The organism is Microvirga sp. 2MCAF38 (assembly GCF_052115485.1).
In the GTDB taxonomy this organism is placed as follows: Bacteria; Pseudomonadota; Alphaproteobacteria; order Rhizobiales; family Beijerinckiaceae; genus Microvirga.
The window spans coordinates 46953-61898 of the sequence record NZ_JBFRGU010000001.1 but is presented as its reverse complement, the minus strand read 5'-3'; the positions used below and the strand labels follow the sequence as shown (position 1 = coordinate 61898).

Annotated in this window: 12 protein-coding genes and 2 tRNA genes; 9 read left to right on the top strand and 5 right to left on the bottom strand. The window is 60.3% G+C overall.

All coding sequences use genetic code 11. The features are described from left to right. Window positions 1-5: 5 nt before the first annotated feature. Complete coding sequence (locus tag AB4072_RS00300; RefSeq protein ID WP_441964913.1) at window positions 6-1325, top strand: ABC transporter permease subunit; 1320 nt, start codon at window positions 6-8, stop codon at window positions 1323-1325. Between the two features lie 5 nt (window positions 1326-1330). Further along, window positions 1331-2119 carry an amino acid ABC transporter ATP-binding protein gene (locus AB4072_RS00295; RefSeq protein WP_441964912.1) on the top strand — a complete coding sequence of 263 codons (789 nt, stop codon included), beginning with the start codon at window positions 1331-1333 and terminating at the stop codon, window positions 2117-2119. Between the two features lie 106 nt (window positions 2120-2225). Here the strand turns inward: AB4072_RS00295 and sseA are convergent, their stop codons facing one another. The 4 genes from sseA to AB4072_RS00275 all read right to left on the bottom strand — a co-directional run bounded on the left by sseA (window position 2226) and on the right by AB4072_RS00275 (window position 5557). Then, window positions 2226-3080, bottom strand: coding sequence for a 3-mercaptopyruvate sulfurtransferase (gene sseA, locus AB4072_RS00290; protein ID WP_441964911.1), 855 nt, complete (start codon window positions 3078-3080; stop codon window positions 2226-2228). 45 nt (window positions 3081-3125) lie between these two features. After that, window positions 3126-3848 (bottom strand): alanyl-tRNA editing protein, encoded by a 723-nt coding sequence (locus AB4072_RS00285; protein ID WP_441964910.1) that lies wholly within the window; start codon window positions 3846-3848, stop codon window positions 3126-3128. Between the two features lie 78 nt (window positions 3849-3926). Next, window positions 3927-5384 carry a cryptochrome/photolyase family protein gene (locus AB4072_RS00280; RefSeq protein ID WP_441964909.1) on the bottom strand — a complete coding sequence of 486 codons (1458 nt, stop codon included), beginning with the start codon at window positions 5382-5384 and terminating at the stop codon, window positions 3927-3929. 98 nt (window positions 5385-5482) lie between these two features. Further along, window positions 5483-5557, bottom strand: a tRNA-Asn gene (locus AB4072_RS00275). Window positions 5558-5775: 218 nt separating this feature from the next. On the opposite strand from AB4072_RS00275, the gene AB4072_RS00270 reads away from it, so the two are divergent. The 7 genes from AB4072_RS00270 to AB4072_RS00240 all read left to right on the top strand — a co-directional run bounded on the left by AB4072_RS00270 (window position 5776) and on the right by AB4072_RS00240 (window position 13573). Further along, a tRNA-Cys gene (locus AB4072_RS00270) sits at window positions 5776-5849 on the top strand. Between the two features lie 21 nt (window positions 5850-5870). Next, window positions 5871-6533 carry a protein-L-isoaspartate O-methyltransferase family protein gene (locus tag AB4072_RS00265; protein ID WP_441964908.1) on the top strand — a complete coding sequence of 221 codons (663 nt, stop codon included), beginning with the start codon at window positions 5871-5873 and terminating at the stop codon, window positions 6531-6533. Window positions 6534-6717: 184 nt separating this feature from the next. After that, window positions 6718-8109 (top strand): TolC family outer membrane protein, encoded by a 1392-nt coding sequence (locus tag AB4072_RS00260; RefSeq protein ID WP_441964907.1) that lies wholly within the window; start codon window positions 6718-6720, stop codon window positions 8107-8109. Window positions 8110-8254: 145 nt separating this feature from the next. Further along, window positions 8255-8797 carry a DUF2497 domain-containing protein gene (locus AB4072_RS00255; protein WP_441964906.1) on the top strand — a complete coding sequence of 181 codons (543 nt, stop codon included), beginning with the start codon at window positions 8255-8257 and terminating at the stop codon, window positions 8795-8797. A gap of 93 nt (window positions 8798-8890) precedes the next feature. Further along, window positions 8891-11602, top strand: coding sequence for a valine--tRNA ligase (locus tag AB4072_RS00250; RefSeq protein WP_441964905.1), 2712 nt, complete (start codon window positions 8891-8893; stop codon window positions 11600-11602). Window positions 11603-11622: 20 nt separating this feature from the next. Continuing rightward, window positions 11623-12312, top strand: coding sequence for a DUF2459 domain-containing protein (locus AB4072_RS00245; RefSeq protein ID WP_441964904.1), 690 nt, complete (start codon window positions 11623-11625; stop codon window positions 12310-12312). 73 nt (window positions 12313-12385) lie between these two features. Then, window positions 12386-13573 carry a hypothetical protein gene (locus tag AB4072_RS00240; RefSeq protein WP_441964903.1) on the top strand — a complete coding sequence of 396 codons (1188 nt, stop codon included), beginning with the start codon at window positions 12386-12388 and terminating at the stop codon, window positions 13571-13573. On the opposite strand, the gene AB4072_RS00235 is transcribed toward AB4072_RS00240, so the two are convergent. After that, complete coding sequence (locus AB4072_RS00235; RefSeq protein WP_441964902.1) at window positions 13536-14882, bottom strand: Nramp family divalent metal transporter; 1347 nt, start codon at window positions 14880-14882, stop codon at window positions 13536-13538. The two genes, AB4072_RS00240 and AB4072_RS00235, sit on opposite strands and share 38 nt — an antisense overlap. Between the last annotated feature and the right edge of the window lie 64 nt (window positions 14883-14946).

Here is a 14946-nt window from a genome sequence, read left to right as displayed (position 1 = left end):
ATCACATGAACACCGCGGTTGATATGTCTCGCTTCGTCCGAGCCGATAAGATCGAGGCGCTCCCCCCGCCCAATCTGGCGCGCGGGCCCATCGCCTGGATTCGTGAGAACCTGTTTTCGGGTCCGCTCAGCACCATCCTGACTCTGGTCGTCGCCTATCTGCTCTATCTCCTCATTCCACCGATCGTCGATTTTCTCTTCGTCAACGCTGTCTGGACAGGCACGGATCGCAGCGCCTGCCGGGCCGAGACGGCCGGTCACCCGGTTGGGGCCTGTTGGGCGTTCATCATCGATAAGATCAATTTCTTCACATACGGCTCGTACCCGGCAGCCGAGCGTTGGCGGGTCAATGTCTTCTTTGGCCTTCTTGCGCTGGGTGTGGCCTGGCTCCTGTGGCTGAAGGCGCCGCGCCGGGATCTGGGAGCGGTCTATTTCTTCTGGCTGTTCCCGACGATCTCCTACATCATTCTGACCGGAGGCAATGTGAGCCTCGGCCTTCAGTTCTGGGTCATCTTCGCCGCCATCGGCGTGGTGTTCGTGGCTGGGATCGGGTTTGCAGCTTTCATGCTGAAGACGCCGGTGCGTTCGGCCCTTCTCGTCAGCGCGGCCATCGTCGCCGTGATCGGCATCACGTTGGGCCTCGTCAGTTGGGATTGGGGCTTGCAGCCCGTGCCGACCTCTCTCTGGGGCGGTATTCTCGTGACCTTGCTCGTGGCGACGGTCGGGATCGTGTTCTCGCTCCCATTCGGCATCCTGCTCGCCCTCGGCAGACGCTCCAAGCTGCCGATCCTGCAACTCGCGTCGGTCATCTTCATCGAGTTCGTTCGTGGCGTTCCCCTGATCACGGTTTTGATCATGGCCAACACCATGCTGCCGCTCTTCCTGCCTCCCGATACGACGGTCGATCGCCTCGCGCGTCCGCTCGTCGGCGTCGCATTCTTCGCCTCCGCCTATATGGCCGAGGTGATCCGTGGTGGTTTGCAGGCGATGCCGAAAGGGCAATATGAAGGGGCGATGTCGGTCGGCCTCAATTACCCGCAGATGATGGTCCTCATCATTCTGCCGCAGGCTCTGCGGATTGTGATCCCCGGTATCGTGAATACCTTCATCGGTCTCTTCAAAGACACGTCGCTGGTCTCTGTCGTCGGTATTTTCGACCTGATCAAGACCATCGAGGCGTCGCGCATCGACCCGAACTGGGCTGCGCCGACGATCAGCTATACGGGCTACGCTTTCGCAGCCCTGTTCTACTTCATCTTCTGCTGGGGCATGTCGCGCTATTCGCTTGGTGTCGAGCGTCGTCTGGCGACAGGACATAAACGGTGAACCTCATGGCAACGACTTCGATACAACGACAAGCTTCCGCCGCAGCGATCGATCCGAAGGCCGAGCCGGCTGTTCAGCTCATCGATGTGCATAAGTGGTACGGCGAATTCCACGTGCTGCGCGACATCAACCTGAACGTCCGCCGTGGCGAACGCATCGTGATCTGCGGACCTTCGGGATCCGGCAAATCGACGATGATCCGCTGCATCAACCGTCTGGAGGAGCACCAGAAGGGCCGCATCATCGTCAACGGTACGGAACTGACCAACGACCTGAAGCGCATCGACGAGGTGCGCCGCGACGTCGGCATGGTGTTCCAGCACTTCAATCTCTTCCCGCATCTCACCATCCTTGAGAACTGCACGCTCGCCCCGATCTGGGTGAAGAAGATGCCGAAGAAGGATGCGGAAGAGGTCGCGATGAAATACCTGACCAGGGTCAAGATCCCGGAGCAGGCGCACAAATATCCCGGCCAGCTGTCCGGCGGCCAGCAGCAGCGTGTGGCGATCGCCCGCTCGCTCTGCATGAACCCTAAAATCATGCTGTTCGACGAGCCGACCTCGGCACTCGATCCGGAGATGGTGAAAGAAGTGCTCGACACCATGGTCGGTCTCGCGGAAGAGGGCATGACCATGCTCTGCGTGACCCACGAAATGGGCTTCGCTCGTCAGGTCGCCGACCGGGTGATCTTTATGGATTACGGGCAGATCGTCGAAATGAACACGCCCGACGAGTTCTTCAAGAACCCGCAACACGAGCGCACCAGGCACTTCCTCAGCCAGATCCTGCACTGAGAGAGTGTCGCTCCTATTTAAAAAAGCCCCGATTGTTCGGGGCTTTTTGCTTTGGAGCGGCCCAGTGCGAAGAAGCTATCCGGATCTCGATAGACAGTCTTGGATCCTAAACTTTCTTCGCAGGACCAGTCGCGATTGGCAGATCCTGCCGAGCGCCCCATTCGGACCAGGAACCATCATAGATCGCCTTCGTCTGATGACCGAGGGATTCGAGCGCGAGGGCGAGGATGGCGGCGGAGACGCCGGACCCGCAGCTTGTGATCACTGGTTGGCTCAGATCGATACCAGCCTTTGTCACGGCCTCGCTGAGGGCTGCCTTTCCTTTCAAGCGACCGTTCTCGATAATCTCGGCGAAGGGCATGTTGAGGGAGCCGGGCATATGGCCTGCGCGTAGGCCAGGGCGCGGCTCGGGAGCCTCGCCTCTGAAGCGTTCGGCTGGACGTGCATCCACAATCTGCGCGGAACCCGCTTGCAACGCGCTTTGCACGTCCGCCGCGTTCGCGACGGCCGAGCGGTCGAGCTTTGCCGTGAAGGTTTGTTTTGCACGCGGCTTCTGCTGCCCTTGCTCAACAGGGCGCCCTTCAGCCTTCCAGGCCGGAAATCCGCCTTCGAGAATGCGCACGTCCTTTGCCCCGAAAACGCGGAACGTCCACAGCACACGCGGCGCGGAAAACAGGCCGGCTCCATCATAGACGACCACAATCGTGTCGTTGTCGATGCCAAGCGCGCCGACGGCCGAGGCAAAGACGTCTTCGGAAGGCAGCATGTGGGGCAGGGGCGAAGACGTATCCTTCACCGTGTCGATATCGAAGCGGACCGCGCCGGGAATGTGAGCGGCGAGATATTCGGCTTCAGGATCGCGATTCTGCGTCGGCAGATACCAGGAACCGTCGACGACAACGAGATTGGCGTCGTTCAAATGGTCTTGCAGCCAAGCCGTTGAAACGAAGGAATGGGGCATCGCGAAAACTCGCTGTTTGAAAACAATGGCGGGAAAGGCTGGCACTCAATCGGCAAGGGAAAGGCGCACGCGCCGGTTCTGTTTTCCCTTCTTTTCGATATCGGTCACGACGACAATGCCGATCTCGCTCGTGCTGCGCACATGCGTGCCGCCGCAGGGCTGAAGATCGATACCGGCGATCTCCACCAGCCGCACCCGGCCCGAGCCGCGCGGTGGCTGAACCGACATCGTTTTGACAAGGCCGGGATTGGCATCGAGTTCCGCATCGGTGATCCATCGATCCGTGACAGCGGCGTCGCGCGCGATGAGGATGTTCATCTTGTCTGTGATGTCGGTCTTGTCGAGACCGGCATCGGGAATATCGAAATCGAGACGCCCGTCGCCATCGCCGATGGAGCCGCCGGTGACGGGATAGGGCAACACCACGCTTAACAAATGCAAGGCTGTGTGAACGCGCATGCGCTTGAAACGGCGTTCCCAGTCGAGATGGAGCGAGGCCGCATCGCCGGGCTTGAGCCGAGAGGCGGCTTCCGCTCCGACGAGATGGACGACCTGCGAGCGATCAGCACCATAGACTGCGTTCGTCACGGGAATTTCGCTGCTGCCGGAAAGCCTGATATGGCCGACATCCCCAGGTTGTCCGCCGCCCTGTGCGTAGAAGATCGTGCGATCGACGATCACGCCACCTTCCGGCGTGACGGCGATTACGGTCGCATCGCAGGTCCTGGCGTAGGCATCCTCACGGAACAGCAGATTCGTCGCAGCCATTGTCGGTTTTTGTCCATCTTCACGAGGGTGGGCATCTTCGTTGAAGTTGTACGGGCTTGGCAACCGGCAAGGCACGCATCATTTGGCGTGGCGGACTTCCTGAAACGCATGGAGCGCCCGCTCGCGGGCAGCGGCGTGATCGACGATGGGTTTGGGATAAGTCACGCCAAGCCTCACGCCCGCTTTATCGAGAATTTCCGGTGAGGCTTCCCACGGTTTGTGAATGAAGGCATTGGGCAGACGGCCGATTTCCGGCACGAAGGCTCGAACGTAATCGCCGGTTTCGTCGAATTTTTCGCCCTGGGTCACCGGGTTGAAGATTCTATAATAGGGGGCTGCATCAAGCCCGCAGCCCGCGACCCATTGCCAGCCGAATGGATTGTTGGCCGGGTCCGCGTCCACCAGCGTGTCCCAGAACCACGCCTCGCCGTCACGCCAGTCGAGGAGCAGATGCTTCACCAGAAACGAGGCGACGATCATCCGCACGCGGTTGTGCATCCACCCCGTTTGCCAAAGTTGCCGCATGCCCGCGTCGACGATTGGGTAGCCGGTCGTACCTCTCTGCCACGCTTCGAGATTCGCTGCGTTCGTGCTCCAGTGAAACTGCGCGAACCGAGAATCATGCGAGCGGGTCGCGAGATCGGGATTGTAGAAGAGTTGCTGGTAGCAGAATTCCCGCCAGATCACTTCACTCAGGAATTTTTCGACATCGCCTGTCACGCCGCCCAGCGCGGCGGAGGCACTCGTGACGGTATGCCAAATCTGGCGCGGGCTGATCTCGCCGAATCGGAGATGCGGCGAGAGGCGCGACGTTCCTTCAATGCCAGGACGCTCACGATTCTCCGCATAGCCGTGCAAGGCGCGATCGATGAAGGCGGCAAGACTGTCCTGCGCACCGGCTTCGCCACGTTTCCAGATTGCTGGAAATCCCTTGGCCCAGTTCGGCTCTAAGGGTTCGAGATGGAGGCTGGCCAGGGTGACCTCCGCGCCGTGCAACGAATCGGGCCAATGCCCTGCTTTAAGCTTCGAAGGTGCGGGCAGGGGAGTTTGAGGGCCTCCACGGGTCATCACAGCGCGAAAATAGGGTGTGTAAATCTGAAACGGCTTGCCGGATTTGTTCGCGATCTCCCACGGCTCGTTGAGAAGCTTGCCGTTGAAGCTCCGCACATCCACGCCGCGATTCGTGAGGCGCGTCTTGAGCGCGCTATCGATAGCGATTTCCGCCTCCTGATAACGCCTGTTCCAGAAAATCGCGCTCGCATCAGTGGCTATGACGATCCGCTCGACAATCTCCTCGGTCGAGCCGTGAAACAGGGCAAGGCGCGAATCAAGGCCTTCCAGAGAATGGCCCAAGGATTGGAGCGACCCATGCAGCCACCAGCGCGCCGCACCGCCCGGCTGACGCAAGCCCGGCAATTCCTGGTCCAGGACGACGAAGCATAAAATCGGGGCGCCGCTTTTGACGGCCTCATGAAGGGCAGGATTGTCGGAGATGCGGTAATCGTCGCGAAACCACATCAAAACGGGGCGAGCCAAAGCAATCCTCGATAGCAAAATTCAAGCAGGAGCCGCGATTATACGGCGACTGGCTTCGCGCATATCAGATTTTCTTGGGCAATAATCTCAAGGGGAGATGGCTCCGGCGGTAGGATTCGAACCTACGACCAACGGATTAACAGTCCGCTGCGCTACCGCTGCGCCACGCCGGAATATCTCCCAGATGCAGAAAAAGGACCTAACCTCTCTCCGCCTCGAACGGGCCCGGATTAACCGAAACGGCCCGTCGATTTGCTGAGGCCCGGAGGCATATATCAGCGTCTGGCCCGTTGCAACCCCCTTCATGAGGCGAGATGTTCATTCTGAGCAGTTGCTCTTTGGGGCAACGCTCTGCTATGGAGCACCCGCCGCATTGGCGGCTCCCCAGGATGGCCTCGTGGCGGAGTGGTTACGCAGAGGACTGCAAATCCTTGTACGGGGGTTCGATTCCCTCCGAGGCCTCCAAACTTCTTTCGTGAGGCATCCATGGTCGATTTCGCGCAAGCGCGCCGCACGATGGTCGATAGCCAACTGCGCACATTCGACGTCAACGATATTCCCCTTCTCGACGCCATGGATGCCGTTCCCCGGGAACGGTTCGCCCCCCCTGGGCGCGAGGATCTCGCCTATATCGATCAGAATGTTCCGGTCACGAACGGCCCCGAGCCACGGTTCATGCTCTCCCCGATGGTTCTGGCCCGCATGATCCAGGCGCTCGATATCGAGCCGGGAGCGAAGGTTCTCGATGTAGCCTGCGGACGCGGCTACTCATCGGCGGTGATGGCCAAGTTGGGCGCCAATGTGGTCGGGTTGGAGGCTGACGAGGCCATCGCGGGTCTCGCCCGCGACACGCTGGCGGCCGCAGGCGTCTCCGGCGTGGATATCAAGGCCGGCCCCCTCGACAAGGGTTATCCCGCCGGCGCTCCCTATGGCGCGATCCTCATCAACGGTTCGGTCGGCGTTAAGCCCGAATCCCTGCTGGAGCAGCTTTCGGAAAACGGCAAGCTTGTCTGTGTCCAGGGGCAGGGCGGTGCTGCGCAGGCGACGCTTTATGTGCGCTCGGGCGATGCTTTTGGGGCACGGTCGCTCTTTAATGCTGCGGCACCTGCCCTTACGGCTTTCCAAGCTAAGCTTGGTTTTGTATTCTAAGCTCATGATCATGTGTCGCTTTTTTGCGGCACTCGATCATGAAAATGTTAAGTGGTTACATGCATCTTGTTGTCGACTCAGTCGCGATGGTTATTGTCGCGCTTGAGTAAATGTATGCATGCGTAAATTTTTTGGCTCCCGACAACGGTTCAGCCGTTTCGGCTCTGGGGCAGGTAGCGTGGCAATGAAGCGAATTTTGAGAAGTCGTCTTTCTTTTCTCGGAGCGATGACTTCGACGATTGTTCTTGCAGGCATCGGGGCCGCCTCGGCGGAGACGCTGGAAAGCGCCATGTCGAAGGCCTATGTCAACAATCCGGACCTGAATGCCGTGCGAGCCAGCGTTCGCGCCACTGACGAAAATGTGGCTCGGGCGAAGTCCGGTTACCGTCCGACTGTGACAGGCACCGCAGACGCAGGCCGAACCTTTTCGGAATATGAGCCCCCAAACGGACGCAACAGCACGATCGAGAGACTGAACCCGCGCGGCTATGGCATTCAGATCGAGCAATCGATCTTCAACGGATTTCGCACGGTAAACTCCGTGCGGCAGGCTGAATCGTCCGTTTTGGGATCTCGGGAAAGCCTGACGAACAACGAGCAGAATACACTCTTCAATTCCGCTCAAGCCTATATGAACGTCTTGCGGGATACGGCGATCCTCGATCTCCAGCGCAACAACGTCGACGTTCTCGAAGAACAGCTGCGCCAGACCCGCGACCGGTTCAATGTGGGCGAGGTGACCCGCACCGACGTTGCGCAGGCCGAATCGCGTCTGGCAGCCGCTCGATCGCAAGTCAGTCTTGCCGAGGCAAATCTTCGTACGAGTGTCGCGACATATCGTCAGGTGATCGGTGTCGAGCCGAAGCAACTGGCTCCCGGACGTCCGTTGGATCGCCTGCTCTCGTCCAATCTCGACGCCACGCTGAAAGTCGCCCTCACCGAGCATCCGGCTATCAAAGCCGCCTTGCACAGTGTCGATGTCGCCGAATTGCAGGTCAAGATCGAGGAAGGCGCACTGGCTCCATCCGTTGGTCTTCGCGGATCGGTTTCCGAGCGTTACGACTCTCAGCTCGTCGGTGACAAGGTTATCAACGCCTCTGTCTTCGCGCAGTTGAGTGTGCCGATCTATGACGGCGGTCTTGCCTCCGCGAGCACGCGTCAGGCCAAGGAAACCGCTGGCCAGCGTCGCCTGGAAGCCGATTCCATTCGCGATCAGGTTCGGGCTGCCGTGATCTCCTCATGGGGTCAGCTCGAGGCAGCGCGAGCACAGATCATCGCTGCCCAGGCGCAGGTCGAGGCATCGGAAGTGGCGTTGAATGGCGTTCGCGAAGAAGCTCGCGTCGGTCAGCGCACAACTCTGGATGTGTTGAACGCGCAGCAGGAACTCCTGAATGCGCGCGTCACTCTCATCACCGCTCAGCGTGATCGGGTGGTCGCGTCATACGCCGTCGTTCAGGCTTCCGGTCGTCTGAATTCTCGCGCGCTTGGACTTGCTGTCAATCATTACAGCGCCAAGGTGCATTTCGATCAGGTCAAGGACGCTTGGTTCGGGTTGACAACGCCTGACGGTCGTTGATCCGTCGGGATAAGTGCCCGGCGCAGCTTGCTTCGTAATGATCGCGTGAAATAGTGATGATCAGGGGGAGGGATGATTCCCTCCCGTCTTTTTTGATCCGGATGCGGCGATGAATTCAGCAAGTCCGAAGCTTCAGGAGCCCTCCATGGAGGAGATTCTCGCCTCCATACGGCGGATCATTGCCGACGATCAGGATGACATGCGGAGCGACGGGCACGACGAGGCCCCTGCTGACGAGCGCGTCTTGAATCAGGCAGAGCCGCAGATCTTCTCTTCCGAGCTGAAGCCCGATCTGTCGGAGACTCAAATCTCCCCGGCGGTACCGGAGCCGGTCGAGCCTCGTCCTTACAGAGTCGAGATTCCGGCCTCTCCGGAGGGCAAGCCGGTCAAGCCTCAGATCTTGGCCGAGAGGGCACTTGAGCGCGTCGTATCGCCTGCATTGAAACGGGACCCGGCGTCCGTGCCTGAGGGAGGGTTGCTCTCCGAGGTTGCAAGCCACTCGATTTCCCAGACTTTCGGCAAGCTCGGCTCTCCGACCCCGGCCACCAGCACGGCCCGGACGATTGAGGATATCGTGCGGGAGATGCTCCGCCCCATGCTGAAAACCTGGCTCGACGAGAACCTTCCACCTGTCGTCGAACGGCTGGTACGGGAAGAAATCGAGCGCGCGGCACGCTCTCGCCGCTGAGTTTTTCCGGGCATCTGTTGACTTCGATAGAAGCGTCCGGTTTGTAGCCGACATGCTTGCGCCTTTTTGTGCGCCAAACCGTTGGTTTTTGCCATGATGGATAAGACGTTCGATCCTGCCGCCGTCGAGGCGCGTATCGCCGACCGCTGGGAGGAGGCCGAGGCCTTCAAGGCGGGCCGCGCCGACCGCAAGGACGCCAAGCCCTATACCATCGTCATTCCGCCGCCGAACGTGACCGGTTCGCTCCATATGGGGCACGCGCTCAACAACACGCTGCAGGACATTCTCTGTCGCTTCGAGCGCATGCGGGGGCGTGACGTGCTGTGGCAGCCCGGCATGGATCACGCGGGTATCGCGACGCAGATGGTCGTCGAGCGCAAGCTCATGGAGAACCAGATTCATCGCCGGCAACTCGGCCGCGAGGAGTTCGTCAAGCGCATCTGGGAGTGGAAGGAAGAATCCGGCGGCCGGATCAAGGAGCAGCTGATCCGCCTCGGCGCGTCCTGCGACTGGTCACGCGAGCGCTTTACCATGGACGAGGGCCTGTCGAAGGCCGTCCTCAAGGTCTTCGTCGATCTCTACAAGCAGGGCCTGATCTACAAGGACAAGCGCCTTGTGAATTGGGATCCCAAGTTCCAGACCGCGATTTCCGACCTCGAAGTGCAGCAGATCGAGATCAAGGGCAGCCTCTGGCACATCCGCTATCCCATCGAAGGTCAACCGGGCCGCTTCATCACGGTCGCCACGACCCGCCCCGAGACCATGCTCGGTGACGTGGCGGTGGCCGTGCATCCGAGCGACGAACGCTACAAGGATCTCGTCGGCAAGTTCGCGATCCTGCCGCTCGTCGGACGCCGTATTCCGATCGTCGCGGACGAATATTCCGACCCGGAGAAGGGCACCGGCGCGGTGAAGATTACGCCGGCGCACGATTTCAACGATTTCGATGTGGGCAAACGCCACAAGCTGCCGCTGATCAACGTGCTCAACACGGAGGCGGCCCTGCAACTCAAGGGCAACGAGGCCTTCTTCGACGGCGTGCCGTCCTCCGCCGATCTCGATGCGGTTCTCACTCTCGACGGCGTGGATCGCGCCGAGGCGCGCAAGCGCATCGTCGCCATGCTGGAAGAGCGCGGCGATCTCGTGGAGATCGAAGCTCACACCCACATGGTGCCGCACGGCGACCGCTCGAATGTGGTCATCGAGCCTTATCTCACCGATCAGTGGTACGTGAACGTGAAGCCGCTCGCCGAACGCGCTCTGGGCGTGGTGCGCGACGGCAAGACGAAGTTCGTGCCGGAGAATTGGGAGAAGACCTACTTCCAGTGGCTTGAAAACATCGAACCGTGGTGCGTTTCGCGTCAGCTCTGGTGGGGGCACCAGATCCCTGCATGGTACGATGCGGACAACAACGTCTATGTCGCCCTGAGCGAAGAAGAGGCAAAGGCCGAAGCGTTTGAGCGGTATGGCGTCGACGTTCCGCTGACGCGTGACGAGGACGTGCTCGACACGTGGTTCTCGTCCGCCCTGTGGCCGTTCTCGACGCTCGGCTGGCCCGATAAGACGCCGGAACTCAAGCGCTATTATCCGACGAACACTCTCGTGACCGGTTTCGACATCATCTTCTTCTGGGTCGCCCGCATGATGATGATGGGCCTGCACTTCATGGATGAAGTGCCGTTCGACACCGTCTACATCCACGCCCTCGTCCGCGACGAGAAGGGCGCGAAGATGTCGAAGTCGAAAGGCAATGTGCTCGATCCACTCGACATCATCGACCAGTTCGGCGCGGACGCCATGCGCATGACCCTCTCCGCCATGGCGGCGCAAGGGCGCGACATCAAGCTGAGCGTTCAGCGCGTCGAAGGTTACCGCAATTTCGCGACCAAGATCTGGAACGCCGCGCGCTTTGCCGAAATGAATGGTTGCGCCCGCGTTGCCGGGTTCGATCCAAGGGCCGTCAAGGAAACCCTCAATCAATGGGCCTTGAGCGAATGCGCCAAGGCCGTAGCTGAGGTGACCGCCGGCATCGAAGCCTACAAGTTCAACGAAGCGGCGAATGCAGCCTATCGCTTCGTCTGGAACGTGTTCTGCGATTGGACGCTCGAACTCGCAAAGCCCGTGCTGCAAGGCGCGGATTCGCTCGCGAAGGACGAGACGCGCGCCACCATCGCCTTCATCTTCGATGAGATCTGCAAGCTCCTGCATCCGTTCATGCCCTTCCTCACGGAGGAGCTGTGGGCGATCAAGGGCACCGAAGGTCCGACGCGCGAAAGCGTTCTGGCGCTTGCCACGTGGTCGCATCTCGACGGTTTGACGAATGCGGCGGCCGAGGCCGAAATCGGATGGGTCGTCGATCTCGTCACCGAAATCCGCTCGGCGCGCTCTGAGACGAACGTTCCGGCCGGCTCGCAGATCCCGCTCGTGCTCGTCGCGGCTTCCGCTGACGTTCGTGCCCGCGCGGAGCGTTGGGGCGACATGATCAAGCGTCTGGCGCGCATCTCCGAGATCAATCACGCGGATGCGGCTCCCAAGAGTTCGGTGCAGCTTCTCATTCGCGGCGAAGTCGCGGCCCTTCCGCTGGAAGGTGTGGTCGATCTCTCGGCGGAACGTGCACGTCTCGCCAAGGAAATCGTGAAGCTCGACGGAGAAGTCGCGAAGATCGACGCCAAACTCGGAAACGCGGATTTCATCAAGCGTGCGCCGGAAGAGGTCATCGACGAACAGCGTGAGCGTCGCGACGAAGCGCTCGCCCGCAAGGCGAAGATCGAGGAAGCGCTCAACCGTCTGAAAGACGACGTGTGAGGCGCGTTCTGCGAGGAGCCGTGAGCGGCTGCATCGCGCTGCTGCTCGCGTTCGTCGCGGTTGTCATCGTCACGGCAAGGCCGAGCGATCCAAAACTCTTTCCCGCCGGTGAGGACGGTCTCGACATCGCCCTCATCAGCAACGGCTACCATGCGGGATTGGCCATCCCGCTTCCCGCCATGGCCTCCGTCGCGGGAAATGATGGGTTGGCTGCTCTGATTCCCGTTGTGACGCGTTTCCAGCATTACGATTGGATCGAGATCGGGTGGGGCGACGCCGATTTCTATCGCGCAACACCGAGCGCGGCTTCCATGCAGTGGCAGCTAGCGCTCAAGGCGCTTTCCGGCCCGGGCAGCGGATCGGTTCTGCATGTGGTCGGCATCGAAGATCGGCCGGAGCGATTTTTCGACAATGTGACCCGGATCAGGATTTCGAAGTCCGGCCTCGCGCGTCTGCTGTCGCGGGCCAACAGCACTTTTGCGCTCGGCCCTGACCGTCAGCCGGAAGCTCTCGGCCCGGGCCTTTATGGGCCGAGCCTGTTTTACCGGGCCATTGGCGATTTCAACCTTTTTCGGGTCTGCAATCATTGGGTTGCGGATCTTTTGGACGCGGCTGGAATTCCGACAACGCCGGCCGCCGCACTGCTGCCGGTCGGAATTTTGACGGATCTCAAATGGCGCTCGGCCAATGCCTTATCCTCGGCATACTGATCGACAGAGAGCGGCGATTATGGACAGCAAAAGCGAGATGAGAGCGGTGCCTGGGTTGCTTCAAGAGTTTAGGATGGATGGTCTTGGTTCAGGCGAAAGCGATACGCGCTTCATCAAGCGCGACGTGCTCCTCGTCACGCTTGTCGCTCTTGTCGCGCGCATCCTCTGGCATCTCTATGCCCCGAACCGGGATTGGCCGGACACGGCTGTCTATCTGGAGACGGGGCAAGCGCTTTTGGCCACAGGGCGCATGTCCTCGTTCAACTACATGCCGCTTTATCCGATCCTGATCGCGGCGTTCGGATATAAGTACATCCTCACTTTTCAGATCTTCGTGTCCGCGCTCTCGGCGGGGCTTCTCTATCTTCTCACTTTCGAGCTTTTTCGCTCGCGCGTTGCGGCGCTTTTCGCGTCGCTGATTTTCTGCGTGTACCCGCTCATCGTTTTCTACGCGAACATGCGCCTGAGCGAGACGCTCTATATTTTCCTGCTGCTGCTCGCTTGCCTCGCATTTTATCGAGGAAACTTTTTCATCGGATCGGTCGTTCTCGTCTGCTCGATTCTGATCAAGCCGATCCTCGATCTTGCGGCTCCCTTGCTCATCGTTGCGTTCTGTTTCGCACGGGGGGAGGGGCAGGTCAGGCCGATTGTGAAGCGTCTTCTCCTCTATGCTGGTGTCTATGTGGTTCTGATGGCCCCCTGGTGGTGGCACAATTGGCTGCTCTATCACCGCTTCGTGCGTCTCAGCGTGACGACGGGCAATCTCCTGATCATCGAGAACACACCGCTCTTCGACAGCGTCGGGCTAAATTTCGAAGCGCTGGCGCCGGCTTGGGAACAGTTTTCCAACATTCTCGATCCCATCGCGCGCGATAACGCCATGGTGGCGACCGCGATGCAGTACATTCGCGATAATCCACTGCATTGGATGTGGCGCTGCGTGGATCGGTTCCTGCGCTTCTGGAGCCCGCTGCCGGGCTCTCAGTCGGGTGCCGTGAATATTCTGGCTTTCGCGACCACGTTCCCGGTCATGGTTATGGCGGCGCTGGGGCTGCTCAAAATGAAAAAGGCGCAACTCGTGCTGGTCGCGCCTTTGCTCATCATCATCGTCTATTTCGCGGCCGTCAATGCCGTGACGCACGGCATTCCTCGCTACCGCCTGCCGCTGGATCCGTTGTTGCTGATGTTTGCTGGGTTCTCGTTCATCGGTCTCAGAGCAGCGCTCATCCCGTGGCAAAATCCACCAGCAGCTTCACGTTGAGCGCGACGATGATCGCGGCGATGACGAAGGCTATGGTGGAGAGCCAGAGCGGACTTACCAATTCGCCCATCTTCCGCTTCGAGGCTGTCATGGTCACCAACGGGATCACGGCGAAGGGCAGTTGCAGGCTCAGGATCACTTGACTGAAGATTAGGAGCTTCGCGGTCCCGCTCTCACCATAGGCGATGGTCACCGCCGCAGCCGGCACGATGGCGATACTGCGGGTCACGAGGCGGCGTAGCCAGGGCGCGAGCTTGAAGTTGATGAAGCCCTCCATGACGATCTGTCCCGCCATGGTCGCCGTGACGGTGGAGTTCAGGCCGCAGCAGAGAAGTGACAGACCGAACAAGGTCGGCGCGATAGCCGAGCCGAGAAGCGGCGCGAGCAGGGATTGTGCCTCACCGAGTTCGGCAATCTCCGTGCGTCCCGTGTGGTGGAACGCAGCCGCAGCAAGGACCAGAAGGGAAGCGTTAATGACCAGCGCAAACGTCAGCGCAAGGGTCGAATCGAGCGTTGCGAAGCGCAGGGCCTCACGCCGCTGGGGCAGGGTTTCGCCATAGGCGCGCGTCTGCACGATGCCGGAATGCAGATAGAGGTTATGCGGCATGACCGTCGCGCCGAGAATGCCAAGCGCCAAATAGAGCATGTCCGGATTGGTGACGATCTCGGTGGTGGGCGCAAAGCCGCGAATGACGCCGCTCCATTCAGGGTTCGCCATGGCGATCTGAATACCGAAACAGACCGCAATGACCCCGAGAAGCGTGATCACGAAGGCTTCCACCCAGCGGAACCCAAGATTTTGCAGGTAGAGGATCAGGAACACATCGAGCGCCGTGATCAGGACGCCGATTTCGAGCGGAACACCGAAAAGGAGATTCAGACCGATGGCCGTGCCAATTACCTCGGCCAGATCCGTCGCGCAGATGGCAAGTTCCGCCAGGGCCCACAAACCCCAGGCGACAGGCGCCGGGTAGGCGTCCCGGCAGGCCTGTGCGAGATCGCGCCCGCTCGCCACGGCAAGACGCGCGCAGAGGGCTTGCAGGACGACCGCCATGAGATTGGAGATCAAGGCAACGGACAGAAGTGCGTAGCCGTATTTGGCGCCGCCCGCGATGGATGTGGCCCAGTTGCCGGGGTCCATGTAGCCGACGGCCACAAGATAGCCCGGTCCGAGAAAGGCCGCAGCGCGTTTCCAGGTGGAGCCCGGCCGAACCGCGATGGAACGGCTTACCTCCGGCAGCGAGGGCATATCTCTGGCCCTACGCCAACCAGTATCGGGAGACAAAGAGGTCGGGCGTGAGGAATCCATCTGCGGGCTTTCTGCAGTTGCGAGCGAGTTGCAAGAAGCTAGCGAGTCGCTGCGCACGGGGCAA

What these genes read in the sequence shown, in the direction of transcription:
- AB4072_RS00300 (WP_441964913.1), top strand. Translation starts at nt 6, where the DNA reads ATGAACACCGCGGTTGATATGTCTCGCTTCGTCCGAGCCGATAAGATC.
- AB4072_RS00295 (WP_441964912.1), top strand. Translation starts at nt 1,331, where the DNA reads ATGGCAACGACTTCGATACAACGACAAGCTTCCGCCGCAGCGATCGAT.
- sseA (WP_441964911.1), bottom strand. Translation starts at nt 3,080, where the DNA reads ATGCCCCATTCCTTCGTTTCAACGGCTTGGCTGCAAGACCATTTGAAC.
- AB4072_RS00285 (WP_441964910.1), bottom strand. Translation starts at nt 3,848, where the DNA reads ATGGCTGCGACGAATCTGCTGTTCCGTGAGGATGCCTACGCCAGGACC.
- AB4072_RS00265 (WP_441964908.1), top strand. Translation starts at nt 5,871, where the DNA reads ATGGTCGATTTCGCGCAAGCGCGCCGCACGATGGTCGATAGCCAACTG.
- AB4072_RS00260 (WP_441964907.1), top strand. Translation starts at nt 6,718, where the DNA reads ATGAAGCGAATTTTGAGAAGTCGTCTTTCTTTTCTCGGAGCGATGACT.
- AB4072_RS00255 (WP_441964906.1), top strand. Translation starts at nt 8,255, where the DNA reads ATGGAGGAGATTCTCGCCTCCATACGGCGGATCATTGCCGACGATCAG.
- AB4072_RS00250 (WP_441964905.1), top strand. Translation starts at nt 8,891, where the DNA reads ATGATGGATAAGACGTTCGATCCTGCCGCCGTCGAGGCGCGTATCGCC.
- AB4072_RS00240 (WP_441964903.1), top strand. Translation starts at nt 12,386, where the DNA reads ATGGATGGTCTTGGTTCAGGCGAAAGCGATACGCGCTTCATCAAGCGC.
- AB4072_RS00235 (WP_441964902.1), bottom strand. Translation starts at nt 14,882, where the DNA reads ATGGATTCCTCACGCCCGACCTCTTTGTCTCCCGATACTGGTTGGCGT.